At 63.5% G+C, this 23,558-nt stretch carries 20 protein-coding genes and 2 tRNA genes; 13 read left to right on the top strand and 9 right to left on the bottom strand.

Features of this window, described 5'->3' with window-relative positions:
• Positions 1-3 precede the first annotated feature (3 nt).
• Complete coding sequence (locus FJ948_RS18290) at positions 4-3,384, bottom strand: DUF3971 domain-containing protein (protein WP_140706779.1); 3,381 nt, start codon at positions 3,382-3,384, stop codon at positions 4-6.
• Positions 3,385-3,479: 95 nt separating this feature from the next.
• On the opposite strand from FJ948_RS18290, the gene FJ948_RS18295 reads away from it, so the two are divergent.
• Positions 3,480-3,947: a peroxiredoxin gene (locus tag FJ948_RS18295; protein ID WP_140706781.1), complete on the top strand. Its 468-nt coding sequence runs from the start codon at positions 3,480-3,482 to the stop codon at positions 3,945-3,947.
• 36 nt (positions 3,948-3,983) lie between these two features.
• Here FJ948_RS18295 and FJ948_RS18300 read toward each other — a convergent pair whose 3' ends face one another.
• Both FJ948_RS18300 and FJ948_RS18305 read right to left on the bottom strand, forming a co-directional pair.
• Positions 3,984-5,123 carry a GNAT family N-acetyltransferase gene (locus FJ948_RS18300; protein WP_140706783.1) on the bottom strand — a complete coding sequence of 380 codons (1,140 nt, stop codon included), beginning with the start codon at positions 5,121-5,123 and terminating at the stop codon, positions 3,984-3,986.
• The gene (locus FJ948_RS18305; RefSeq protein ID WP_181173726.1) at positions 5,120-6,130 is read right to left on the bottom strand and encodes a sterol desaturase family protein; all 1,011 of its coding nucleotides are present in this window, start codon (positions 6,128-6,130) and stop codon (positions 5,120-5,122) included. The genes FJ948_RS18300 and FJ948_RS18305 overlap by 4 nt, the downstream gene beginning before the upstream one ends.
• A gap of 298 nt (positions 6,131-6,428) precedes the next feature.
• On the opposite strand from FJ948_RS18305, the gene FJ948_RS18310 reads away from it, so the two are divergent.
• The 6 genes from FJ948_RS18310 (at position 6,429) to FJ948_RS18335 (ending at position 12,827) form a co-directional block, all read left to right on the top strand.
• The gene (locus FJ948_RS18310; protein ID WP_140706787.1) at positions 6,429-7,730 is read left to right on the top strand and encodes a M23 family metallopeptidase; all 1,302 of its coding nucleotides are present in this window, start codon (positions 6,429-6,431) and stop codon (positions 7,728-7,730) included.
• Positions 7,731-7,921: 191 nt separating this feature from the next.
• Positions 7,922-9,088 (top strand): ROK family transcriptional regulator, encoded by a 1,167-nt coding sequence (locus tag FJ948_RS18315; RefSeq protein ID WP_140706789.1) that lies wholly within the window; start codon positions 7,922-7,924, stop codon positions 9,086-9,088.
• Positions 9,085-9,849, top strand: coding sequence for an ATP-binding cassette domain-containing protein (locus FJ948_RS18320; protein WP_140706791.1), 765 nt, complete (start codon positions 9,085-9,087; stop codon positions 9,847-9,849). The genes FJ948_RS18315 and FJ948_RS18320 overlap by 4 nt, the downstream gene beginning before the upstream one ends.
• Positions 9,850-9,888: 39 nt before the next feature.
• Complete coding sequence (locus FJ948_RS18325; protein ID WP_140706793.1) at positions 9,889-10,929, top strand: sugar ABC transporter substrate-binding protein; 1,041 nt, start codon at positions 9,889-9,891, stop codon at positions 10,927-10,929.
• A 118-nt stretch (positions 10,930-11,047) separates the two neighbouring features.
• A complete protein-coding gene (locus tag FJ948_RS18330) occupies positions 11,048-12,043 on the top strand; it encodes an ABC transporter permease (protein WP_140706795.1) in 996 nt (331 codons plus the stop codon).
• 13 nt (positions 12,044-12,056) lie between these two features.
• A complete protein-coding gene (locus tag FJ948_RS18335) occupies positions 12,057-12,827 on the top strand; it encodes an SDR family NAD(P)-dependent oxidoreductase (protein WP_140706797.1) in 771 nt (256 codons plus the stop codon).
• A gap of 109 nt (positions 12,828-12,936) precedes the next feature.
• Here FJ948_RS18335 and FJ948_RS18340 read toward each other — a convergent pair.
• A tRNA-Asp gene (locus FJ948_RS18340) sits at positions 12,937-13,013 on the bottom strand.
• 215 nt (positions 13,014-13,228) lie between these two features.
• Here FJ948_RS18340 and FJ948_RS18345 point away from each other — a divergent pair.
• A tRNA-Val gene (locus tag FJ948_RS18345) sits at positions 13,229-13,304 on the top strand.
• A gap of 11 nt (positions 13,305-13,315) precedes the next feature.
• Here FJ948_RS18345 and rbsK read toward each other — a convergent pair.
• From rbsK to ugpC, 3 genes are read right to left on the bottom strand one after another with little or no spacing between them, the layout of a single operon-like run.
• A complete protein-coding gene (rbsK, locus tag FJ948_RS18350) occupies positions 13,316-14,260 on the bottom strand; it encodes a ribokinase (RefSeq protein WP_181173711.1) in 945 nt (314 codons plus the stop codon).
• A 4-nt stretch (positions 14,261-14,264) separates the two neighbouring features.
• On the bottom strand, positions 14,265-14,717 hold the full coding sequence (locus tag FJ948_RS18355; RefSeq protein WP_140706799.1) for an RbsD/FucU family protein: 453 nt from the start codon (positions 14,715-14,717) through the stop codon (positions 14,265-14,267).
• Between the two features lie 42 nt (positions 14,718-14,759).
• Positions 14,760-15,809: a sn-glycerol-3-phosphate ABC transporter ATP-binding protein UgpC gene (ugpC, locus tag FJ948_RS18360; protein ID WP_140706801.1), complete on the bottom strand. Its 1,050-nt coding sequence runs from the start codon at positions 15,807-15,809 to the stop codon at positions 14,760-14,762.
• 276 nt (positions 15,810-16,085) lie between these two features.
• Here ugpC and FJ948_RS18365 point away from each other — a divergent pair, with 276 nt between their 5' ends.
• From FJ948_RS18365 to FJ948_RS18380, 4 genes are all read left to right on the top strand, one after another.
• Positions 16,086-17,753, top strand: coding sequence for a sugar ABC transporter substrate-binding protein (locus FJ948_RS18365; RefSeq protein WP_140706803.1), 1,668 nt, complete (start codon positions 16,086-16,088; stop codon positions 17,751-17,753).
• Positions 17,754-17,841: 88 nt separating this feature from the next.
• The gene (locus FJ948_RS18370) at positions 17,842-18,963 is read left to right on the top strand and encodes a sugar ABC transporter permease (protein ID WP_140706805.1); all 1,122 of its coding nucleotides are present in this window, start codon (positions 17,842-17,844) and stop codon (positions 18,961-18,963) included.
• Between the two features lie 6 nt (positions 18,964-18,969).
• Positions 18,970-19,887, top strand: a complete 918-nt coding sequence (locus FJ948_RS18375; RefSeq protein ID WP_140706807.1) for a carbohydrate ABC transporter permease — start codon at positions 18,970-18,972, stop codon at positions 19,885-19,887.
• Positions 19,888-20,327: 440 nt separating this feature from the next.
• On the top strand, positions 20,328-20,918 hold the full coding sequence (locus FJ948_RS18380; protein WP_140706809.1) for a flavodoxin family protein: 591 nt from the start codon (positions 20,328-20,330) through the stop codon (positions 20,916-20,918).
• Positions 20,919-21,017: 99 nt separating this feature from the next.
• Here FJ948_RS18380 and FJ948_RS18385 read toward each other — a convergent pair whose 3' ends face one another.
• Complete coding sequence (locus FJ948_RS18385; RefSeq protein WP_140707300.1) at positions 21,018-21,773, bottom strand: creatininase family protein; 756 nt, start codon at positions 21,771-21,773, stop codon at positions 21,018-21,020.
• 3 nt (positions 21,774-21,776) lie between these two features.
• Positions 21,777-22,343 carry an SIS domain-containing protein gene (locus tag FJ948_RS18390; RefSeq protein ID WP_140706811.1) on the bottom strand — a complete coding sequence of 189 codons (567 nt, stop codon included), beginning with the start codon at positions 22,341-22,343 and terminating at the stop codon, positions 21,777-21,779.
• Between the two features lie 190 nt (positions 22,344-22,533).
• Here FJ948_RS18390 and FJ948_RS18395 point away from each other — a divergent pair, with 190 nt between their 5' ends.
• Entirely contained in the window at positions 22,534-23,556 is a 1,023-nt protein-coding gene (locus tag FJ948_RS18395; protein WP_140706813.1) for an aldo/keto reductase, read from the top strand.
• The last annotated feature ends 2 nt before the right edge of the window (positions 23,557-23,558 follow it).

Consider the following 23,558-nt stretch of genomic DNA (forward strand, 5'->3'; position numbering starts at 1 on the left):
CCCTCACCGGTACTCGAAGATCGACCTGAATATCCCCGGCGCGATCACCGACAGCGGATTGACGTCCAGCACCGGCTTGTTGGCATTGCCCCTGAGCCGGTAGGTGACGCCGATCAGGCCTCGGTCGCGGCCGTTGCCGAGAAGCGCGCCGACGATGGGCAATTCGCCAAAGATGCGGTTGAGGCCGTAGACCGGCATGAAGGTGCCGGTCATGTCCATATTGTTGTTCTGGTCGTAGAGGATGCCCTGGAAGGTCGTGCCGATGCGCGGGCCACGCAGCACGCCGTTGGTCAGCTTCAGGTAGCCGCTGCCCTTGTCGATTTCGGCGTAGCCGCGCTCGAACTTGACCCGCGACGTGTCGAGCTTGCCCTTCACCGCCTGGTTGAGGCTGCGGCTGTCGCCGGCCGGCGTGGTCGAGACGATGGAGGCGAGCTTGGGCTCGTTGACGATGAAGAAGTTGGTGGTGTCGACCTTGCCCTTCATCGGTCCGTCGCCGGCTCCCGACAGGGCCAGGGTGATCGCGCCGCCTTCCATGTGCTCGTAGATGTTGAGGAACCGCAGGATGGCGCCGGCGTCCGCCGACCGCACGTTGAGCGAACGCCTGCCGTCGCCGGTGGTGTTGCTGATGGCGATGGCGGCGCCGGAACTCGCTGTCGCGCTGACCTTGAGCCCGTTCACGCGCGAACCGGCGGCACTGTAGTCGAGCTTCAGGTTGGACAGCTGCTCATCGTGGAAGCCGGTCAGCTGATCGACGTCGGCGCTGACCGAAATATTGTCCGTTCCAGTCGTCTTCGTCGCGGTGTCCACATCGGACGTGAACTGCTTGATCAGCGAACGAGCATCAAGCGCATTGCCATTGATGCCGACCGCATAGCCCTTGCCCGATCGCTTCACCGACACGGAAACATCATCGCCCCGGTTCAGGGTGACCCTGCTGAACTTGGCCGAAGACAGCGCGCCGTTGACCAGCACGATGCCGCCATCGATGGAGAATGTCTTGCCACCGAGGTCGAAGTCGGACAGCGTCGTGGTGTCGCCGGACTTGGTCATGACGAAGTTGGCGCTGGCGGGAACCCCCGCCCCCTTGCTCCAGCCAGCCCAGGGGATGTCCAGCCTGGCATTGGTCAGGTCGACCGAAACGTTCTGGTTGCCGTTGCCGCTCTTGTCGATCGCGACCTTCACCGTTCCGCCAAGCAGCGGCGTCAGGCCAGGCATGGCGGCGGCGCGGATCTTGTCATCGAGCACCAGGGCCACCTTGCGGCTGCGCGCCGGCCCGTCATCCCTGAGCGGCTCGACGAGATCGAGTTCGGCCGGAATGCCGTTGAGCGATGCCTTGGCTGAAATGACCGCCTTTTCCGGGTCGACCGTTATCGAACCATCGGCACCGGTCACGGCCTGTCCCTCGAACGGCTTGGCCAGGGATAGGCCGGTATAGTCGAGCGACACCAGCCAATCGAGCTTCGCGGTGTCGACACCCGACTGCAGCGGAATGTCCGCCCTGACATGGCCGGTGACGCTGCCGGACAGGTCCTCCGGCAGGATGCCGACATGGCGCATGGCGTTGATCGGTTCGTAGGAGGCAAGTTCGGCGACAGCCGGTGCCTCTCCCTCGACATCGATGTCGAGCGCGCCGATGACCGGCGGACGGTTCGCGGCCTTGACCGTCAGCGTGCCGTTGCTGGCCGCCACCGTGCGGCCACTGGGCATGAAGACGGTGCCCGACGACAACGAAACGTCGACGTCGTTGCCGTGGAACGCGACGACGCCCACCGCATCGCGGATCGGCGGAATGCGGCCGGCCGTGTCGAAACGCGCCCCGTCTATCTGGAAGCGGCCGAAGACCTCCTCGGCCGAAAGCGGTACGCCATTGCCGAGGCGATCCGGCACCACCTGGAACTGGAGACTGGCGTCGACCACGCGGCCGCCGAACAGATTGTTCAGCACCCAGAGCCGCGCATTGCGCGCCGAAAACCACGGCCACAGCTGTTTGACGTGCGAGACAGGCATGTCATGGACGTTGAGCGCCACATTGATCCCGGGGGCCTTGCCGTCGACGAATTCCACGGTTGCGGTGCCAAGCACCTCGCTGGAAGCGGAGGAGCGAACCGCGATCTGCTCGGCCACCAGTTTATGGCTCTTGGTCTGATAGACGCCGGCGACGCGCGAGAGGAAGGTCAGCGCGGGTTCCGGCGATTCCGACGGTGCCAGGGTCGAGCCGTCGCTGGTCAGGTCATAGCGGTAGGCAGGCTCCTCGCCGGCGGCGCCGGTCGAGGGCTTGGGCCCGACGGAGCCGGCAAAATCGAAAGTCGAGCGGCCGGTCTTGAGCAGCAATCTGTCCACCTGGATCTTGTTGGAGCCGTAGACAAGCGTCGCATTGACATCGGCATTCGCCGGCAGCAGGCCGCGCGTGCCAAGATCCAGCACCGATCCGGTCGACGAAAGGGCGGCCGCCAAGCGTGACGCCGTGGCACCCGAGCCTTCCGCTCCTGTCAGCTTCAACGCGACGGTCCCAAGTTTGCCGGCGCCGGCAGCGGTAGCGCCGGCATCCGCCAGATTGATGCTGGCATCCAGGGCAGTCACCCGATGCGCGGCGATATCGCGGGTGGCCGAGGCTGCAACGGTAACCGTCCTGCCGTCGACATCGGCATCGGCGGTAAACGCCATGCCGCCCGGTCCCGACTGAGCGACGGTGGCGTCGGTGATCTTGACCAGTTTGATCGATCCGGCGTCGGGCAGCACGAACTCGACATTGCTGAGATCGATCCGGCGCATCGAATCCTCGCGCACGGCGTCGAGCACGTGATGGATGTTGCCGAACACCGCGTCCAACAGTTTTTCCGGATCGACAAGGCCGTCATCGTTGCGCAGCGCCGCGGTCCAGTCGCCGCCGGACGGCATCGCCGCCAAGACGATGCGGGCATCGGATATCCTGGCGCTGGTCAGCCGCACCTCACCCCACAGAAGCGGCACCAGGCGCACGCCGAAGCGCACACGCCCCGCATCGGCCATTGGTTTGCCGTCCGATGTCTTCAGGCTGACATCGCTGACCTGCAGGGCAACGAAGCTCGAACTGTCGAGCGTGATGCGGGCGGGCCCGACGGCCACTTTGACGTCGACGCCCGCAAGCCTCTCGATAGCGCTCTCGGCCTCGACGCGTAGCCTGTCCGAGCCTATGCCGGAAAGGCCGATGAGATAGACCGCCATCGCGGCCAGCAGCATGAAAGCGACCAGGCCGGCAAACACGCGCGAAAGCATTCGAAAGCCGCGGCCGATGGCAGCCTGACCGAGCGGCGGGACGCGGCACGCGGACGGCAAGGTCCCCAGGTCGGTGATCTCGTCCCGCCTGAACCTGATCTTCTCGTGCTGCGGTTGCTCCTGATCCACGCAATCTTCCGTTGTCCGAATTCGCTCGTGGACGAATCCCCGCTCGACACTATATCGCTGTGGCTTCGCCCGTAACCTCAAACAAGGGCATCGATATGGCCGACCTAGACGTGGGCGATCTTGCGCCGCAATTCGACCTGCCCCGGGACGGCGGTGGATCGCTCAGCCTGGCCGCATCCGCCGGCAAGCCGGTGGTGCTCTATTTCTATCCGCAGGACGACACGACAAGCTGCACGCAAGAGGCGATCAGCTTCTCACGGCTGAAGCCGGAATTCGAGAAGGCCGGCGCCGTCGTCATCGGCCTGTCGCCCGACAGCGCCAAGAAGCACGACAAGTTCAAGTCGAAATACGATCTCACCATCGATCTCGCCGCCGACGAGGAGCGCAAGGTGATCGAAGCCTATCATCTCTGGGTCGAGAAATCGATGTATGGCCGCAAATACATGGGCGTCGAGCGCGCGACGTTCCTGATCGGCGGTGACGGACGGATCGCCAGGATTTGGCGCAAGGTCCGGGTCAAGGGACATGCCGAGGCCGTGCTGGAAGCTGTTCGCGCGCTGTGAGCGGCAGAGCCCACGAGGGCAAACGCGATCGTGGCGTTATTCGTCGGGCGGCGCGTCGGCTTTCGGCTGCCGCCGCGTCCTCCAGGACTTCGAAACATGGCTCACCTGATCGGCCAGCGCGGCGAGATGACCGCGCAAGCCGCGCGCACCCATCATCGACGACAGCGCGACTGATTGCGTGGCGAAGCGGCGCTTGAAATCCTCGCCGCCGCAGAGAAAATCGATCGTGGCAAGGCCACGGTCGAGCGACCACTGGATATAATCCATCATCAGCACCATACCCGGCGAGCCGCGCTCGTATTCGGGATCATAGGTGGTGACGAAGGCCATCATCGTGCCGTGCTGCTCGAAATTGATCGAGACGGCGATGGTCGTGCCGTCAAGCTCCAGCACGAAGACGCGCAACAGCCTGAGGTCGGCCAGCACGGAAATAAGCGCGGCGAGAACCGGCGAGCCCTCATCGAACAGATCCGAGGCGCGACCATGCCGAACGAGCCAGAGCCGCTTCAGCGTCGCGACCCGCTCGAGCACCGGCTCGCGCGGATCATCCGCATCCAGGAGGCGGAAACGCAACGCGCCGCTCTCTTCCATGAACTTGCGGCCGCGACGATAGTTCTGCCTGCCCTTTTTCGACAGCGTCTCGAACCATTCCGCCCCACTCTGCCAGGGACCCGTGACGCGATAGCTGATTTCACCACGGTGATTGGGCCGAAGCGCTTTGCCTTGGGCCGGGCGCAGCAGGGCATGGACACCGGCATCCGGCAGCAGGCGGTTGAGGTAGATCAGGTCGAAGCCGCCTTGATCAAAAACATACTGCCAAAGGCGGGAGATGGCCTGTGGGTCGCTGTCGGGTGCAACCAGCGCGTCGCCATAGTCGCTATGGTCCTTCGCCGCCCATTCGAGCATGCGGATGCCGGAGCGCCTGAAGGTGGCGAGCGCTATCACGCCGTCGAGCCGGTCGCCGTTCCAGGCGAGCCCGATCCTGAGCGCGCGCCGCTCCTGATGCGGGGTCGTGCGCCACCAGGCCGCGATCCAGTCCGGGTGCTGGAAGACAAGCCCGCCAGCCCGCTGCCAGAGTTCGCTCCAGGCCGGTGCGATCTCGGCCAGGCGCTCGGCCGACGTCACGACCTCGAAGCTGCGTGTTCGCGGTACGGCAAGCACAAAGGGGGCATTCATGGCCGTGTCCCTTCCGACGATTGCGAGGTCCGTGGTTTTGCCGGGCGCGGTCGCCGGGCCCTGAAACGCTTGGCAATATGCCCCCACATCCGCTTCAGCGGCATGACATAGAGGCCTGCGAGCGACTGGTAGTCGCGCACATCGCGGTCGACCAGTCCGAACTTGAAGTCCTCGTCGGGCCTCGGCACGCACAATGTTCCAAAGAGCCGATCCCAGAAGGAAAAGAGCAGCCCGAAATTCTTGTCGTAGTGACGCGGATCGGTGCTGTGATGCAGTTGGTGCCAATGAGGACACAGGATCAAATTGTTGAGCGGGCCGAACGAGATCTTGAAATGCGTGTGCCTGACGAAATCCATCATCAGAATGTTGCGCATGACATAGACGTTGACGCCAAAGACGGTAAGCTCGACAAGGTTCAGCGAAACCAGCGACCAGATGCCGAAACAGAACCCCACGATGAGGCCGTCCCAGGCTCTATTCATCAACTCGTCCAGCGGATGGACGCGGTCCTTGGTGATCCCGACCATCACCTCGGCCGAGTGATGCACCTTGTGCAGTTCCCAAAGCAGCGGATAGCGATGCTGGGCGACGTGATAGAGATAGTAGGAAATGTCGTATGCGAGCAGCATGGTGATGGTAAAGATGAGCACCGTCACGGGCCCCGCCGGCCCCTCGATCAGCGGCGGCTGGAACTGGAATAGCGTCGAAAACAGCCAGTTGGTCCCGTAGCCGACCGCGGTGACGAAGACAATTCCCGCCGGCAGCATCAGGAAGGGCATCAGGGCCTTCTTCGTCACCCAGAACAAAAGGTCGGCCTTCGCCGAGGGATGGGTGATGACTTCATGGGGAATGGCGAACTCGAAAAATTCCTTCCAGCTCTTCTCCTCGACCGTGCGCCAATAGGCCACGAGCGCGCTGACAAGAGCGGTCAGCAGCAAGAGCCCGGTCGCCAGCAGACTGGTGCCCGAAATCTTATCGAGGATCTTGCCAACCAGGTCGTCCAGCATTCCTACAGCCATGTTGAATCCCAATACCATCATGCCTTTACTCGAAAAACGTCAATTAAATGCGATGGAAGACAGTTAAGGAACTTCAACCTTGCTGTGTGAGCGACAGGCCGTTCCTGGCGCGACATTGGCGCCTGTGCCAACGATTTCGCGACCTGGCGGCCATCCTGGTGATTTCATGCAACCCCTTGCCCGCGCCGCGTGCATTCGGCGCCGCGCCGGCGGCACGACAAGTCTTTGTTAACCCTAATAATGTGTAATCAGGCTGTCGTGGTGTCGTAAACGAAAGCTTGGTCCCGTGAACGCAACCGGTCAGTCCGCAGTCTTTGGCAGGCGCAAGGAACCGCACACCGTCATCATCGCGCGGGGCAACGAGATCAGGCATTTCACGATCCGGCCCTGGCTCGCGGCATTCATCGGCTCGGCACTCGCCGCCATTGCCATCGGCTACCTCCTGGCCACATCCTATCTCGTGCTGCGCGACGATCTGATCGGCGCCACCACCGCGCGCCAGGCGCGCATGCAGCAGGCTTACGAGGACCGCATTTCGGCGCTTCGCGCCCAGGTCGACCGCATCACCAGCAGGCAGTTGCTCGACCAGCAATTGATGGAAACCAAGGTCAGCGAACTGCTCGCGCGACAGACACAGCTCAGCCAGCGCCACGGCCGCCTCGGCCCGCTGCTAGAACGCGCCGAAAACGACGTCGGAACGGTGCCTGCCGAAGATCCGGCCGCCGCCAAGCCGGACAAGCGCGCCGAGGTGACAGGCAGCATCAACGTGCCAGCGCAGAACTACGCCGTTGCCAGCCTGAGCGCCGACCTTGGCACGGCCGACACCCGGCCCTTCTCCTTGTGGTCGACCCGTACCGATCCACTGCCCAGCGATTCCGCCGCCGATCGTGCCGACAGGCTGTTCGTCTCGATCAACCAGTCGCTGAAATCCATCGAGAATGACCAGCTCAGCCGCATCAGCACGCTCGCGGACAATGCCTATAAGAGCGCCGATGCCATTCAGCAGGCGCTGCAGGCGGCCGGACTGCCGGTCGACGGCGATTTCGGCAAGAACGAAAGCGATGTCGGCGGACCGCTGATCCCGCTCGACTCCTCGATGATCTTCGACAGCAAGGTCAAGGAGTTGGACGAGGCGCTGGATACGCTCGATCAGCTGAAGAAGGAAGCGCGCCGGCTGCCGCTTGCCAATCCCGCCCCCGGCCACTCCGTCACCAGCCCGTTCGGCGTGCGCACCGATCCCATTCTGGGCACGGCCGCGCTGCATTCGGGAATGGATTTCAGGGCACCGATCGGCATGGCGGCGCGGGTGACAGCGCCCGGCGTCGTCACCAAGGCCGGCTGGAACGGCGGCTATGGCCGCATGGTCGAGATCGACCATGGCAATGGTTTTGCCACGCGCTACGGACATCTCAGCGAGATCGACGTCACGGTGGGCGAAAAAGTCGACGCCGGCGCCATCATCGGCAAGACCGGCAGCAGCGGACGCTCGACCGGCCCGCATCTGCACTATGAAGTACGGCACAATGGCGAGGCGATCGATCCGCTGCGCTTCCTGACCGTCGGCAGGAAAGTCGCGCAGTATCTCTAGCAAGGGCAACCGCTGGCTTGCTGAATCCGGAGCCGTCGCTCCCGGTCAGGCACACCTCTCCTCGTCATGCGGTATCCCGCACCGCCGTAAAGCGCCATATCCGCGGCTCCCCGTGTTCCGAATCATTTTTGAATTCCATTTGACTGAATAAACCTTTGATGCGAACCTTGCGTCAACCGGGGGCGCAAGGCATGGCATTGCGGGGGACCAATCAGGAATTCGGGCGGCCGTACAACCGGCGCATCGTGCTGGAGTCCATCCGCCGTCACGGCCCGATTGCACGTGGCGACATCGCCAGGCATGTCGGGCTCACCGTCCAGACCGTGTCGACCATCGTGCGCGAACTGGAGGAACAGGGCTACATCCTGTCCGTGCGCGAAGAGCCGAAGGGGCGCGGCCTGCCACCGGCGACGCTGCGCATCAACCCGGAAGGCGGCTATGCCGTCGGCATCCACCTGACACCGCTTGGAGTAGACGCCGCGCTGATCAATCTCAGCGGCGACGTCGTCGAGAGTTCACATCGCGAAGCGCCCAACGCGACGCCCGACCATGCGTTCGAACAGATTGGCGCCATGGTCCGCGACCTGACGGGCAAGCGGCCAGGCGGCCGCGTCATCGGCGTCGGCATGGCGCTTCCCGGCCCGTTCGACGTCGATTCCATGAGCTTTGTCGGCCCGACCACGATGACCGGCTGGAAGCATGTGCCGCTGCGTGAGCGACTGACGGCCGCGACGGGATTGCCGGCGTTTTTCGAGAGCGACATGGCCGCCGCCGCGATGGGCGAACGACTCTATGGCATCGGCGCCCGCCATTCCGACTATTACTATCTCTATTTCGGCGTCGGGCTCGGCGGCGCCATGATGCATGACGGCAGCGTCCTGCGCGGCGCCTGGGGCAATGCCGGCGAGATCGGCCACATTCCCATGGTCCCTGGCGGCGAGCTTTGCCCCTGCGGCAATCGCGGCTGCCTCGAGCGCTATTTGTCGCTCGAAGCACGGGGCCGCCGGGCCGGTAGCGACGCCGATTGGGTGGCGCGGGTCGGCCCGATCTTCCGCAACGCGATCGCCATCATCGAAAACCTATTCGACCCGGAGACGGTCGTGCTCGGCGGCCTGGCGGCATCGGAATTGCTCGAACGCCTGGCGGACGCGGCCGAACCGCTGCACAATTCGGTTTCGGCCCGCGCCGACCGCAAGACGCCGCGCGTCATCGTCGCCAGCGGCGGCCAGCACGCCGTGCTGCGGGGTGCCGCCGCACTCGCCGTCTCAGGGGTGTTGTCGCCGCGCTTCGGCCAGATGTTCACCGCCGAGCGCGAGCGCGGCCGCGATCCCCTGGCGGCCAGGGAGATTGCCGCATGAATGAACCGCTGCTGGTGCTCGACAACGTCACCAAGAACTATGGCGCGATCGAAGCGCTGAAGGGCATCAGCTTTTCCATCGGCAAGGGCGAAGTGGTGGCGCTGCTCGGCGACAATGGCGCCGGCAAGTCGACGCTGGTCAAGATCATTGCCGGCGGATTGGAACCGACCTCCGGCCGCATGCTGTTCGAAGGCAAGGAGTTTCTGGCGCGGTCGCCGGCGGAGGCCAAGGCGGCGGGGATCGAAACCGTCTACCAGGACCTGTCGCTCTGCACCAATGTCGACGTGGTCGCCAATTTCTTCATGGGCCGCGAGATCACCAGGAAGGTGCTTGGCATTCCGGTGCTCGACGAACGCGCGATGGAGGCCGTCGTCGGCAAGGCGCTGGCCAGCGCCGGCACCCGCATTCCGTCATTGCGCACCAATGTCGAGCATCTCTCGGGCGGCCAGCGGCAGGCCATCGAGCTCAACCGCTTCGTGCACTGGGGCGGCAAGCTGGTGCTGCTCGACGAACCGTTCGCCGCACTTGGCGTCGAACAGACGCGGCGCGGCCTCGACATGATCCGCCAGGTGGCGAGCCAGGGCATCGGCGTCGTCATCATCACCCATATCATGCAGCAGGCTTTTCAGGTCGCCGACCGGATCGTGGTTATCCGGCAAGGTGTCGTGGCGGGCGACGTCGCCCGCAACAAGACAAGTCCCGATGCGGTGATCAACATGATTACCGGGGAGACGCTTGCCGGTGCCGGACCGGCGAGCTGAGGGACAAAGAGGGGTCCGGCTTAACAGGGAGCCAACCACATGAAGCGAATACTTCTTGCTGTCTTCGGTATCCTGGCACTGGCCTTTGCCACGCTCACGCCGGCATTCGCGCAGTCCAAGGGTGTCGTCTATTACATGGTGCCGACACTGCTCGACGAGTTCCAGACCGGCTCGGTGAGCGCGCTGGAGCTGTTCCTGAAACAGACCGGCTACGAGATGAAGACGCTGAACGCCGACAACAAGACCGACGCGCAGCAATCGCAGATGAACGACGTCATCGCGCTGAAGCCGGCGGCGATCATCCTGGCGGCGGTCGATTTCAATGCGCTGAAGCCGTCGATCGAGGCGGCCCGCGCGGCCGGCATCCCGGTGGTCGAGTTCGACCGCCAGATCACGTCGACGCCGTCCGACTTCACATCGGTCGCGGGTACCGTCGAAATCGGCTACGTCGCCGCCGACCAGGCCGAAAAGCTTCTCAAAGCCAAGAATGGCGCGGTGAAGGGCAAGGTGCTGCAGGTGCTTGGTGACCCCGGCGATCCCTATACGCTCGACATTCAGAAAGGCTTCGAGGAGAAGATGAAGGCGTTCCCGGACGTCAAGATCATCTCGCTTCCGGCCATGCAGTGGGAAGCCAGCAATGCCGGCACCATCGTCGCCGACCAGATACTTGCCAACCCTGACATCGACCTGATCTTCAGCCATGCCGCGCACCTGTCGGTCGCCGCCGTCGCCTCGCTCGAGGCCGCCGGCAAGAAGCCGGGCGACGTCATGCTGATGAGCTCGAACGGCGCGCCGGTCGGCCTCGACCTGATCCGCAAGGGCTGGCTCAACGTCGAGGTCGAGCAGCCGCTTTACGCACAGGCGGCGGCCGTCGCCATGTTCATGGACAAGGTCGTCAAGAAGGAAGAGATCAAGCCCGGCGAATATGACGTGCTCGGTCTGAAATCGACCGTGACCAAAGAAGCCTGGGGTCCCAACATCAAGATCCCGGGTGCCGCGATCACCAAGGAAAACGTCGACAATCCGGCCTTCTGGGGCAACCAGAAGCCACCGACCGATACGGTCAAATCAGTCGAATAGGCATGTCGCCTGAAACGCTCCGGGCCAGCTCGGTCCGGAGCCGCTTCCCCGCAATTCCAATCCGCGCATCATCCCCGCGAGAATCGTTCTCCGGATCATGCGCCAGCCGGATCTGCTCATGAACCCCCGCACCCGCCATGCCCTGGAGTTCGTTCTCGACAACCTCGTCTGGTTCATGCTGCTGTTCGTGCTGGTGGTCTTCTCCATCTTCATCCCGAACTATTTCCAGCTCGGCATCTTCGCCAACATCATCGAGGCCTCCAGCGTGCTCGGCGTGATGTCGATCGGCCTGGCGCTGGTCATCATCGCCGGTCACATGGATTTGTCCGTCGAATCCGTCGCGGCGCTCAGCGCCATGGCGGTCGGCATCCTGTTTTGCTCCTCGGGTATCGGCATGGGCGTCCAGCTGCATCCGGAGTGGCTTATGGTTCCGGTGTCGCTGCTGCTGGCGCTTGCCGTCGGCGGCCTCATCGGCGCCTTCAACGGCTATCTCGTGGTGAAGGTCAAGATGAGCGCCTTCATCATCACGCTGGCGTCCTACATCTGGGTGCGCGGCCTGGTGCTGGTCGTTTCGGGCGGCCGCTCCGCGCAGGACCTGGCGCCCGCTATCCGCTGGTTCGGCATCCAGCGGCTGATCGGCCTGCCGCTCACCGCCTGGATCGCCATCGCCTGCTTCGTCATTTTCTCGCTGATCATGGCCAGGACGCCGTTCGGCAGGCATCTCGTGATGATCGGTGGTAACGAGACAGCGACCTTCCGCGCCGGCATCCGGGTGAACCGCAATCTGATCATCGCCTTCGTGCTTGCCGGCGCCATCGCCGGCCTCGCCGGCTGGCTGCTGGCGATCCGCACCTCGGGCGCTACCGCCAATCTCGGCGTCGGTCTTTTGTTCAACGCCTTCGCGGCCGTGGTCATCGGCGGCGTCAGCCTGAAGGGTGGCGTCGGCACCTTGCCCGGCGTCTACGCCGGCGTGCTCCTGCTCTCGGCCATCAACACGGCGATCAACCTGATGGGCCTGCCCGCCAATTTCACCCAGGTCATCCATGGCCTGCTGGTGCTGGCGGCCGTGCTGCTCGACGCATTCAAGCAAACCATTCGCCAAAGATTGGCGTAAGGCGGGGATTGGCATGACAGGACGACTGGAAGGCAAGGTGGCGTTGGTCATCGGCGCCGCGCGCGGCATCGGCAAGGGCATCGCGCTGCGCTTCGCCGAGGAAGGCGCAAGGCTGGTGCTGGCCGACTCGGAGAGCGAGGCCGGGCAAGCAAGCGCGGATGAACTGGGCGTCCCCTTCATCCGCACCGACATCTCGCAAATGCGCGACGCCGAGGCCGCGGTGGCGCTTGCGCTGAAACACCATGGCAGGCTCGACATCATCGTCCAGAATGCCGGCATCTACCCCTGGCAACTGATCGAAAACACCAGCGCGGACGATTGGGACCGCGTCATGGCCGTCAACCTGCGCGGCACCTTCAATGCCAGCCGCGCGGCCCTGGTGCCGATGAAAGCGCAGCGCTCTGGCCGCATGCTCTATACTTCATCGATCACTGGCCCGCATGTCACCAGCCCTGGGCACGGCCATTATTCGGCGACGAAAGCGGGCATCAACGGCTTCATCCGCGCTGCGGCGCTGGAATTCTGCGGCTATGGCATCACCGTCAACGGCGTCGAACCCGGCAATATCCTCACCGAAGCCATCCGCGAGCATCGCGGTGACGCCTATATTAAGAACATGGAGGACTCGATCCCGCTCGGCCGGCTCGGCAGCCCGCGCGATGTCGCCAACGCCTTCCTGTTCCTGGCCTCGGACGACGCCAGCTACATCACCGGCACGACCATTGTCGTCGATGGCGGACAGTTGCTGCCGGAGGGCAAGGATTTCAAGATGGTGCCGCCGTGATGAACACAAGCAAGCCAGATACGGAAATATCCGGGCTATCTGCTGAAAACTTGTGATATTCGACGTCTACATTTCTCTGGAGCCAAGGGCTTGAAACCCTTGAGAGAAATGGCGCGAGTGACGGGGCTCGAACCCGCGACCTCCGGCGTGACAGGCCGGCACTCTAACCAACTGAGCTACACCCGCGCATTTGACGAGCGCGTGTCCGCGTTCGTCGTTGGGGCGGTGGATAAGGGGTTCGGTACCGGGTGTCAAGCGCGGGAAGACAGCATAAACGCAAAGTCGAGAAGGTTTTTTGACAGCCGGCGATTTGGTCGCAGATGCGGCCGTCGAACAGGCCGCCGGCTGATCATTTGGCCTTGCGAAGCCGGGCCCGACCGCTTAAAGGTCCGGCCCGGAGAGGGCGATTAGCTCAGTTGGTAGAGCGCTTCGTTTACACCGAAGATGTCGGCGGTTCGAGCCCGTCATCGCCCACCATTCAAGCCTCTTCAACCCCTCGCCAGCAGCGTCTCGACTTCTTCCAAGGTCGGCATCGACGGCGCCGTCCCCGGCCGCGTCACCGAAATGCCGGCCACGGCACAGGCAAAGCGCACCGCCTGCAGCGGCTCGACGCCTCGCGAAAGTGCCGCTGCGAACCCGCCATTGAATGCATCGCCTGCCCCCGTGGTCTCGACCACGGGCCCGGCGCTGATCGCTGGGACATGCTCGGAGCGATGCTTCGTGTGCAGGAGCGCGCCCTTGTCGCCGAGCGTGACGATGACCGTACCTACACCCTTTTCGAGCAGTTTGCCGGCAGCGGTGCGCGCTTCGTCGACCGAGGAGACCCTTAGCCCGGTCAATTCCTCAGTCTCCGTCTCGTTGGGCGTGAGATAGTCGCAGAGCGTGTAGATGCGGTCGGGAAGCTTTGCCGCCGGCGCCGGGTTGAGGATGGTCGTCACCCCTGCCCCGCGCGCGATCTCCAGCGCCCGCAGCGCGGCCTCGATCGGCTGCTCGAGCTGCGTCACGAAGACGCCCGCACCACGGATCAGCCCGGCACTGGCCTCGATATCCCCAGGCGAGATCAGCATGGCCGCGCCGGGGCTGACGATGATGGCGTTGTTGCCGCTTCCCTCCTCGACGAAGATGTAGGCAGCACCGGTATAGCTGTCCGGCGTATCGATGGCGGCGCTCTTCACGCCGGCATCCGTCCAGGTCCGCTTGGCCATATCGGCGAAAGCATCGACGCCGAGCCGGGTGAGAAACGTGACGTCGGCTCCCAGCCTGCCGGCGGCCACCGCCTGGTTCGACCCCTTGCCGCCTGGCCCCAGCTTGAAGGAATTGCCGAGGATGGTTTCGCCCATGCGCGGCTGGCGCTGTGCCCTGTAGGCGGTGTCGGCGACAAACACACCCAATATCACGACAGGCTTCATGACGATCGGCTTGCCCGAGCCCATGTCTCTACTCCGCGTCCGGCGGCACGACGCCCTTGCGGAAGGCGAAGCAGCCATAGAAGCGGCGTTCGCCGGTCTGGATGACGCAATAGGCCTGCTTGGCGCGCTCGTAGAAGGCGTAACGCTCGACCGGGACCATCGGCCAGGACTTGCCCTCGGCGGTGTCGATCTCCTTCTGCACTTCCTTTTGCACGGCCGGGATCTCGTCCGGCTTGCCGACGATCTCCATGCGGGCGGCCGAATCGTCGACGAACGTGTCCAGCGGGTAAAGCGACAGCACCGCCTTCACCACTTGCGCCGCCGAGGCGTCGACGCGCAGCACCCGGCCGAGCGCGGTCCGGCGCGCCACCGAATCGGAAGGGAAGTTGGTGTCGGCGATGATCAGGTCGTCGCCATGTCCCATCGCCCGCAATGCCTGGAGCACGTCGGCATTGAGCAACGGATCGATCCCTTTGAGCATGATGGTCCTCGTGAAGTGCGTTGGAGATCAGAGACGTTGAGATCAGAGACGCTGGCCGGTCTCGGCGTCGAATAGATGGATATGGTCGAGCCTTGGCCGAAGCGTCAGCGTGTCGCCAGGCTTGAAGTCATGGCGCTCGCGAAACAGCGCCACCATCTCGCCGTCGCCAAACCGCAGGAAGACCAGGGTTTCCGAGCCGGTCGGCTCGACCACCGAAATCTTCGCCGGCACGCCATCGGGATGGATTTCGAGATGTTCGGGGCGCACGCCATAGACCACCGCGCGGCCCTCCTCGACGGCGTTGCCAGGAGCAGCCGGGAACAGCGCTCCGGCAATGTCGACGCCGCCCTTGCGCGCGGTGCCCTTGAGCAGGTTCATCGACGGCGAGCCGATGAAGCCGGCAACGAAAAGGTTCGCCGGCCGGTCGAAAAGCTCCAGCGGCGCGCCGACCTGCTCGATGCGCCCGTCGCGCATGACGACGATCTTGTCGGCCATGGTCATGGCCTCGATCTGGTCGTGGGTGACATAGATGGTGGTGGTCTTCAGCCGCTGGTGCAGTTCCTTGATCTCGGTGCGCATCTGCACGCGCAGCTTGGCGTCGAGGTTCGAAAGCGGCTCGTCGAACAGGAACACCTGCGGATTGCGCACGATGGCGCGCCCCATGGCGACGCGCTGACGCTGGCCGCCGGAAAGCTGGCGCGGATAGCGCTTCAGATAGGGGCTGAGGTCGAGGATGTCGGCGGCGCGCTTGACCCGCTCGGCGACCACGGCCGGATCCGTCTTGCGCAGCTTGAGGGCAAAAGCCATGTTCTGCTCGACCGTCTTGTGCGGATAGAGCGCATAGTTCTGGAACACCATGGCGATGTCGCGTTTCGCCGGCGGCAAATGATTGACGACGCGGTCGCCGATGGCGATCGTACCGCCGGAGACGGTCTCCAGCCCCGCCACCATCCGGAGCAGCGTGGACTTGCCGCAACCGGACGGGCCGACAAGCACGACGAACTGGCCATCGGCAATGTCGACGCTGACTTCGTGCAGAACCTTGACGGTTCCAAACGCCTTGGCCACATTGCTGATCGCGACTTGAGCCATCGTTCCCCCATCGGCTCCACTGGCCGTAGGCGCAGAAGCTAACCAACGCGACCGGTCAGGGCAAGTCGGTCTCTTATAGATAAAAACCCGTCCTCGTTGACACGGCGTTTGGTTGTGAGAATAGTGACGAGCGCCAATCCGAACGCCGGTACTCTACCCGAAAAAACGGAACGCGAAGCGACGCAGGTTGGGGTCCTGGTTTCGCTTCCGGACAAGGCCAGCGCCCGGCACGATTGGCACTTCGGTTCACGACTAATTTTCTGGGAGGAATAGTCCATGCGAGTAGGTCTTTACGACAAACTGGTCCGTGCCGGCGCGACAAGGCGCGACATATTGAAGGGCGCGGCCTCGATGGCCGCGATCGCGGCCGCTTCCGGTGCCGGACTTGGCGCCCTGACGCGCCCGGCTTCCGCCGCGAGCGAACTGCGCTCGAAAATCCTGCAGATCCCCGGCGTTGGCAAAGGCCAGCCGACCGACGCCGACTTCCAGAAGGTCGGCGAGCTTTGCCTCGAGGCGACAAAGGCCAACGTCAAGGAAGGTGAATTCGCCGGCGTCGAACTCACCTTCATGGGCCTCAACAACCAAAACCTGCACAATGTGCTGTTCCGTGGCTTCCTGAAGCCGTGGGAGACCTATACCGGCGCCAAGATCAGCTGGATCGACCTGGCGCAGGCCGACTACAACGCCCGCCTGCAGCAGTCGATCGCCACCGGCACCGTCGACTTCGACATCATCGAGATGGGCGCGCCGTTCGAGGGCGACGTCTGCGGCAAGGGCCTGACGTCGGAGATGCCCGACTGGGTCAAGAAACAGATCGACTTCGACGATCTCGTCAACTACCTCAAGCCGCCCGTCGGCACCTGGGACGGCAAACAGTACCGCGTCACCATCGACGGCGACACGCACAATTTCAACTACCGCACCGACGTGTTCGCCGATGCCGACCTCGCCAAGCAGTGGAAGGACGGCGGCGGTGAGGGTGAGTGGGGCGTGCCGAAGACCTGGCAGCAGGTGCAGGCCGTGACCAAGTTCCTGAAGGGCAAGAAGTTCAAGGGCCAGGACGTCTACGGCTATCTCGACGCGCCCAAGCCGTGGGGCGGTTTCGGCTTCTACTTCCTGGGCAGCCGCGCCACCGCCTATGCCAAGCATCCCGACGACAAGGCCTGGCTGTTCGACGCCGACACGATGAAGCCGCGCGTCAACAATCCGGCCTGGGTACGCGCCATCCAGGACGTCATCGACGCGCTGCCGTCGGAACCCGCCGACCAGATCAATGCCGACCCGAACACCACCGCCTTCCAGCAATTCCTGGCCGGCACCGGCTCGATGATCCCCTGGTGGGGCGACGTCGGCTCGAACGTCAAAACCAATGATTCCTCGGTCATCGGCGACGTCACCGGCTTCTCGATCCTGCCGGGCTCCGACGACGTCTACAATTCCAAGACCGGCAAGTGGGACAAGCTCGCCAGCGGCCCGAACTATTCGCCGAACTGCGCCTATCTCGGCTGGGGCGTCTATGTCATGGCCCGCGTCGATAGCGACGAGAAGAAAAAGAAGGCGGCATGGTCGGCCGCCGCCCATCTCGGCGGCAAGGACCTGTCGATCTGGACGGCGATGTATCCGTCGGGCTTCCAGCCTTACCGCAATTCCCATTTCGACATTCCCGAGTGGGTGGCGGCCGGCTACGACGAGGCGTTCATCACCTCGTACCTGAAGTCGGAAGGCGACAGCTACAACCATCCCAACGCGGCGATCGAGCCGCGCATCCCCGGCATCTTCCAGTACTACAGCGCCGCCGAGGATATCCTGGCCAACACCTTCGCCGGCAAGATGAAGGCGCAGGAAGGCGCCGACGCCATCGCGGCCGCCTGGGAGAAGCTGACCGACCAGATCGGCCGCGACAAGCAGATCAAGCTCTACAAGGCCTCGCTGGGCTTGGCCTGATCCATCGACCATGGTCCGGCGGCTTGCCCGCCGGACCATATCCGACCGGTTCCGGTGATCCCGGACCTTTGCAAAACGGGCGAGATTTGTGGCTGACCAGACTTCGACCGCGACCCGGTGGCCGGCAGACGCCGCCCCCTATGATCTGATCCCGCCAGGCCGCCGGCGTTTGGGCTGGGCGCTGATGGCGCTTGCCACGCTCGGCCTGTTGGCAACGATCGCGCTGCAGATCCTCTACAAGACCGAGGTCGACACGATCGGCTTCGAGACGTGGCGGCCCGTGGTCTATGCCTATGTGCTGTGGGGCGTGGCGATCGGCATCGGCCAGGTCCTGACCCGCGGCGAGGACGGCCAGCGCGCGCTGTTCCTGCTGCCCGCCCTCTTGTTCACCATCGCCATGGTGATCTTCCCGACGCTGTTCGGCTTCTACATCGCGCTCACCGACTGGAACCTCTCCTCCTTCAGCGGGCGCAGGTTCAACGGGCTCGACAATTTCTGGCAGATGCTCGCCGACCCCTACTACCGCAACGCGCTGTTCAACATGGTGCTCTACGTGCTGGCGGTGCTGGTCGAATATGTCATCGCCTTTGGCCTGGCGCTGCTGCTCAACGCGCAGATCCGCGCCCGCAAATTCTTCAGGGTGGTGTTCCTGATGCCGCTGATGCTGTCGCCGGTCGCGGTGTCGTGGATGATCGGCAAATCGCTGATGGAATACCGCTTTGGGCCGGCGGCGACGCTGGCGCGGCATATCGGCTGGGAAGACCCGGCCTTCTTCTCGAACCCGATCACCGCCCGTATCTCGATCATGCTGCTGGACGCATGGACCTTCATTCCGTTCATGATGATCATGCTGCTGGCCGGGCTGCAGGCGATGTCGCGCGAGGTGCTGGAGGCGGCGCGTGTCGATGGCGCGACGGCCTGGCAGACCTTCTGGCAGGTCACGTTCCCGCTGATGCTGCCGGTGTCGGTGACGGCGGTGATCCTGCGCATCATCTTCAAGCTGAAGCTTGCCGACATCATCATCACGGTCACCTCGGGCGGTCCGGGCGGCGCCACCGATTCGGTGTCGAGCTTCATCTACCGCGAATACCGCGACCGTTCGAATGTCGGCTACGGCACCATGCTGGCGATGGCCTATCTCGTCATCATCGTGGTGTTCGTGACCTGGCTGTTGAAGTTCGCCAGCCGTTTCGTGCGCAATGTGAATTAGGTTGAGATGAGCGTCCAGACCACCGACTACGTCGCATCCGAGATCCGCTCGCCGGCGAGCTTCGTCGCCAGCCGCGTCTTCATCTATGGCGCGCTTGCCTTCTGGGCCTTCATCTGCCTGTTTCCGATCTACTGGACCATCACCACGTCGTTCAAGACGGCGGTGGACGTCACCCAGGGCCACTTGATCCCGTTCGTCGACTTCCAGCCGGATTGGAAAGGCTGGCGATCGCTTGGCTTGTCGCCGGACTCGATCTTCCAGACCTCGACGGTGCGCGACGAGTTCCTCAAGCGCTTCATGAACTCGGTCATCACCTCGGTTGGGGCGTCGAGCCTAGCGATCGTCATCGGCAGCCTCGCCGCCTATGGCCTGACCCGCTATCGCTACCATTTCGCCTGGTTCAAGAACGAGGACATCTCGTTCTTCTTCCTGTCGCAGCTGATTCTGCCGCCGGTAGTGCTGGCCCTGCCCTTCCTGGTGCTCTACCGCGAAGTCGGCCTGCTCGATACGCGCGTCGGGCTGATCCTGCTCTACACGCTGATGGTGCTGCCGATCGTCATCTGGATCATGCGCGACCAGTTCAATTCCATCCCCGTCGAACTCGAGGAAGCAGCCCTTGTCGACGGCCTGTCGATCTGGGGCGCCTTTTTCCGCATCGTCATGCCGATCGCCCTGCCAGGCATGGTCGCGGCCTTCATCCTGGCGATGGTGCTGTGCTGGAACGAGTATTTCTTCGCCGCCCTTTTGACCTCGACCGACGCCAAGACAATTCCCGTCATGGTGGCCAGCCAGACCGGCTCGCAAGGCATCAACTGGTGGTCGATGGCAGCGCTTGCCACGGCCGCGATTGCGCCGCTGGCCGTCATCGGGATTGCACTGGAGCGCTATCTCATCATGGGCATGACTGCGGGTGCGGTGAAGTAGCCATGGCGGGCTCAGATTGGTTCGCACGCGACATCCGTGTCGGTTGTGTCGGCCGCGACCGCTACGGCAAGGGCGCCATGCAGATAGCGTAGCACGGGACGCGCCGTCATTGCCGGCTTTGTGCTGGCAATGCTTTGCGGCGGCCTGCTCATGGCCCTGGTGGGTTTTCCGCCAACCACCTTGCACTCGGAATAGCCCTCTAGGTCATCTGGGAATAACCGGCGCCGTTACCTTCATCTGGGCCGTGGCCATCCGCAAAGCCAGTTCGACGACATGCTGCCCTGCGTCTATTCGGAGGTGGCTTTGGTGTCACGCATCGGAGTGATCCGGGAATCCAAAGGTAAAGAGCGAGTATCGTCGACTTTGAAGCCATGATTGGGGATACTCAAACCCGTGCCATTCAGTATCGAGCTGTCACGCCTTACTTAGGGATCCTCCACATGGACAAAGCGACAACCATCATTGGAATAGATTGCAGCCCACGCGCGTCCAGTAATTCAGGGCGCATGCTCGGCGAGGTTCTTCGCTCACTCGAGAGAGATTGGCGGGTGAAGGTCGTGGAACAGGTGCGTCTGGCCGATGAGCGTATCGACTGCCTCGGGTGCGAGCAGTGTTATCGAACGCTCGGATACCACGGCGACGGGATCGATCGTGTTCTGTCACTCATGAAAGAGTCGGACGTGATCCTGATGGCCACTCCCACCTGCTTCGGAATGCCGCCGGCCCTGGGCGTCGTCTTGCTCGACAGATTGGATCCCCTGTGGCGCGACGGACAACAGCTCAAAGGAAAACTCGGAGCGGTCATCGTCAACGGCGCCACCGATCCCGCGGACGATCCGAGTGTGCACCAATGCGCGGACAACATGATCAAGTTTTTCGAACAGCACGAGATGCCCTGCGTCCAGCCGGTCCATCTGGGGGGAACGCTCGCGTATCCCGAGCAACGGTTTCCAGACCCGCTCCCTGCCGAGACGACAGGCGTTCTCGAGCAATTGGCTGACGAGATCCGGCAGTGGGTCGGGAGCAGGTGATCCCGGGCACATCTCTTCCCACTTAAGGCCGTGGCTGAGAACAGCGGTTACCCAAAAGCGATCCTGACAAATCCATCGCCGACTACCGGGCGGAGCGGCTTAAAAGCCGGGGTTAGACCTTAGGATTTCCCGCAGGTGATCCATGATCATGGCGACACCCTTATTGCCCAAACTCGCCGATGCATCCTTGGCACCGGCCGTATACCAGCCAGTGTTGTCAGCGAAATGCGTTGGATCGACTGCTTCCGGGCATAGCGCCAGCATCAGCGATGTCTCGCCAATGCCGGCGTGGTCGAACGGGTACCTGCCGTTCATCGTCGCCGGCATCAGCGGATGCACCTGCACCCAGTTGAAGAAATTTTCGCCTGCCGCATGTCCGGCATAGTAGTCGGCCATGGTCTGGGAACCCCACCAGCCCTCGCCGCGCTGCTCCTCGAGGAAACGGAAGATCGCCTGACGGCCGGCGGTCTTGAAGGCGAGATCGGTCGGCATGCCGGCGGCGAAATTCTCGGTCTGGTGATGGATGATGGCGTGGATGTTGCGAAAGCCGATGCGCAGCAGGCCGTAGAACAGCGCCTCGCCGAACGGCGCCAGCTGATTGCCGCCGACCTGAACGGAGCCGCTGCCTTCGGGTGGCGCCACCGCATAGCTCGCCGCGCCATAGTAGAAGGGCGGCAGGATGACGATGTCGCTCTCCTTCTCGAACAGTTCCAGCGTCTTGATGACGGCCAGCGTGTCCATGCCGACGGCCATGTGCTCGCCATGGTATTCCAGCACGCCGAGCGGCAGGACGACCGGCCAATGCTCGGCGATCGCCTTGCGGATCTGGTGCGGCAGCATCAGTTCATAGCGCATCATCTATTCCATGTTGGTGTGGCGGGCGCGCATGGCTTCCGGCGACGCCGCGGTTATGTCCCTGAGTTTCAGCACCATGATCTCGAACAGCAGGAACAACGCTCCCTCGAACACCGAGCCCATCGGCAGCACCGACGTTTTTCGCGGCCCCTGGTCGTCGGCCATGGTCTGCGCCGGGACCAGCAACGTCAGATCAGCCAGGCTTGCGGCGCTGCCGCCTGGCTGGGCGGTCAGGAGCAGGACGGTTGCGCCCGCCTCACGCGCGATGCGCATCAAGGTGAGCACGGTCGAGGTTTCGCCGGGTCCGGAGCTGACAAGGAAGACATCGCCCTGCCCCACGGGCGGGGTGGTCATGTCGCCGACGACCGAAACCGGCAGGCCCAGATGATAGAGCCGCATGGCGAAGCCCTTCACCTGCAAGGCCTCGCGGCCGCAGCCATAGGCGACGATCTGCCTGGCTCCCACCAGCATCCCGCAGGCGGCGTCGATCCGGTCGCCGTCGACACGCGCCAACACCGCGCCAAGCTCGTCGAGAGCGGTCGTGAACATCCGTGAACTGGAGTCGCTCACCGCAGCCTCGCCCGCGAGCCGGCAATCGAAGATGATTGGCAATTCCCGATCACGCTTTCCCCCGGAACAGCTTGATTTCGTTCATGCTAGCAACCGCGAAAAAGCGTGTCCAACGCTCGGCGGTGCTTTTGCCAAGCCACGGGCATGATAGTGTCATGTCAGACAAATCAGCAAGGCAGACGGGCACGACATGAAGACACGGCACTTCGACCGCATCGGCAATGGCGGCATCACTTTCACGGAGCTGGGTTTCGGCACGGCGCCGCTCGGCAATCTTTACCGCGCCGTCTCCGACGAGGACGCCAATGCGACGCTGGAGACCGCCTGGGCGACCGGCTGCCGCTACTACGACACGGCACCACTCTATGGGCTCGGCCTGTCGGAAACGCGCCTCAACCCGTTCCTGCGCGGCAAGAAGCGCGACGATTACGTGCTGTCGAGCAAGGTCGGCCGCATCATGCGCGCCTGCCCCCCGGAAGAGCGCACCGGCATCGGCAAGTTCTTCGACACGCCGTCGCGCAAGGAAGTCTACGACTACAGCTATGACGGCGTCATGCGCTCATTCGAGGCCTCGCTCGAGCGGCTCGGCGTCGATCGCATCGACATCCTGTTCGTGCACGATGTCGACATCTTCACCCATGGCAGCAAGGAGGCGTCCGACCAGCGCATCGAGGAGTTCATGCGCTCGGGCTATTATGGCCTGCTCGCCTTGCGCGACCAGGGCGTCATCAAGGCGTTCGGCGGCGGCATCAATGAATGGCAGGTCGCCCAGACGCTGGCCGAGCGAGGCGATTTCGACCTGTTCCTGCTTGCGGGGCGCTACACGCTGCTGGAACAGGAGGCGCTGACATCCTTCCTGCCGCTCTGCCAGAGGCGCGGCATCGGCATCGTTCTGGGCGGGCCCTACAATTCCGGCATCCTGGCGACGGGACCGAAGCCTGGCGCCTACTACAATTATTCCGAAGCGCCCAAGGATATTCTCGACCGGGTCGCAGGCATCGAGAGCGTCTGCAACCGCCATGGGGTCAGGCTGATCGAGGCGGCGTTGCAATTCCCGCTGCTGCATCCCTCGGTTGTTTCAGTGATCCCCGGCGGCCAGCGGCCTGAAGAAGTCGAAAGCAACCGGTCGCTGCTCGACGCGAAACTGCCGGCGGCACTTTGGGCCGATCTCAAAAAGGAAGGCCTAATGCGCGCCGAGGCGCCGACGGCATGACC

The sequence above is a fragment of the Mesorhizobium sp. B2-3-12 genome (assembly GCF_006442205.1).
Classification (GTDB): Bacteria; Pseudomonadota; Alphaproteobacteria; order Rhizobiales; family Rhizobiaceae; genus Mesorhizobium.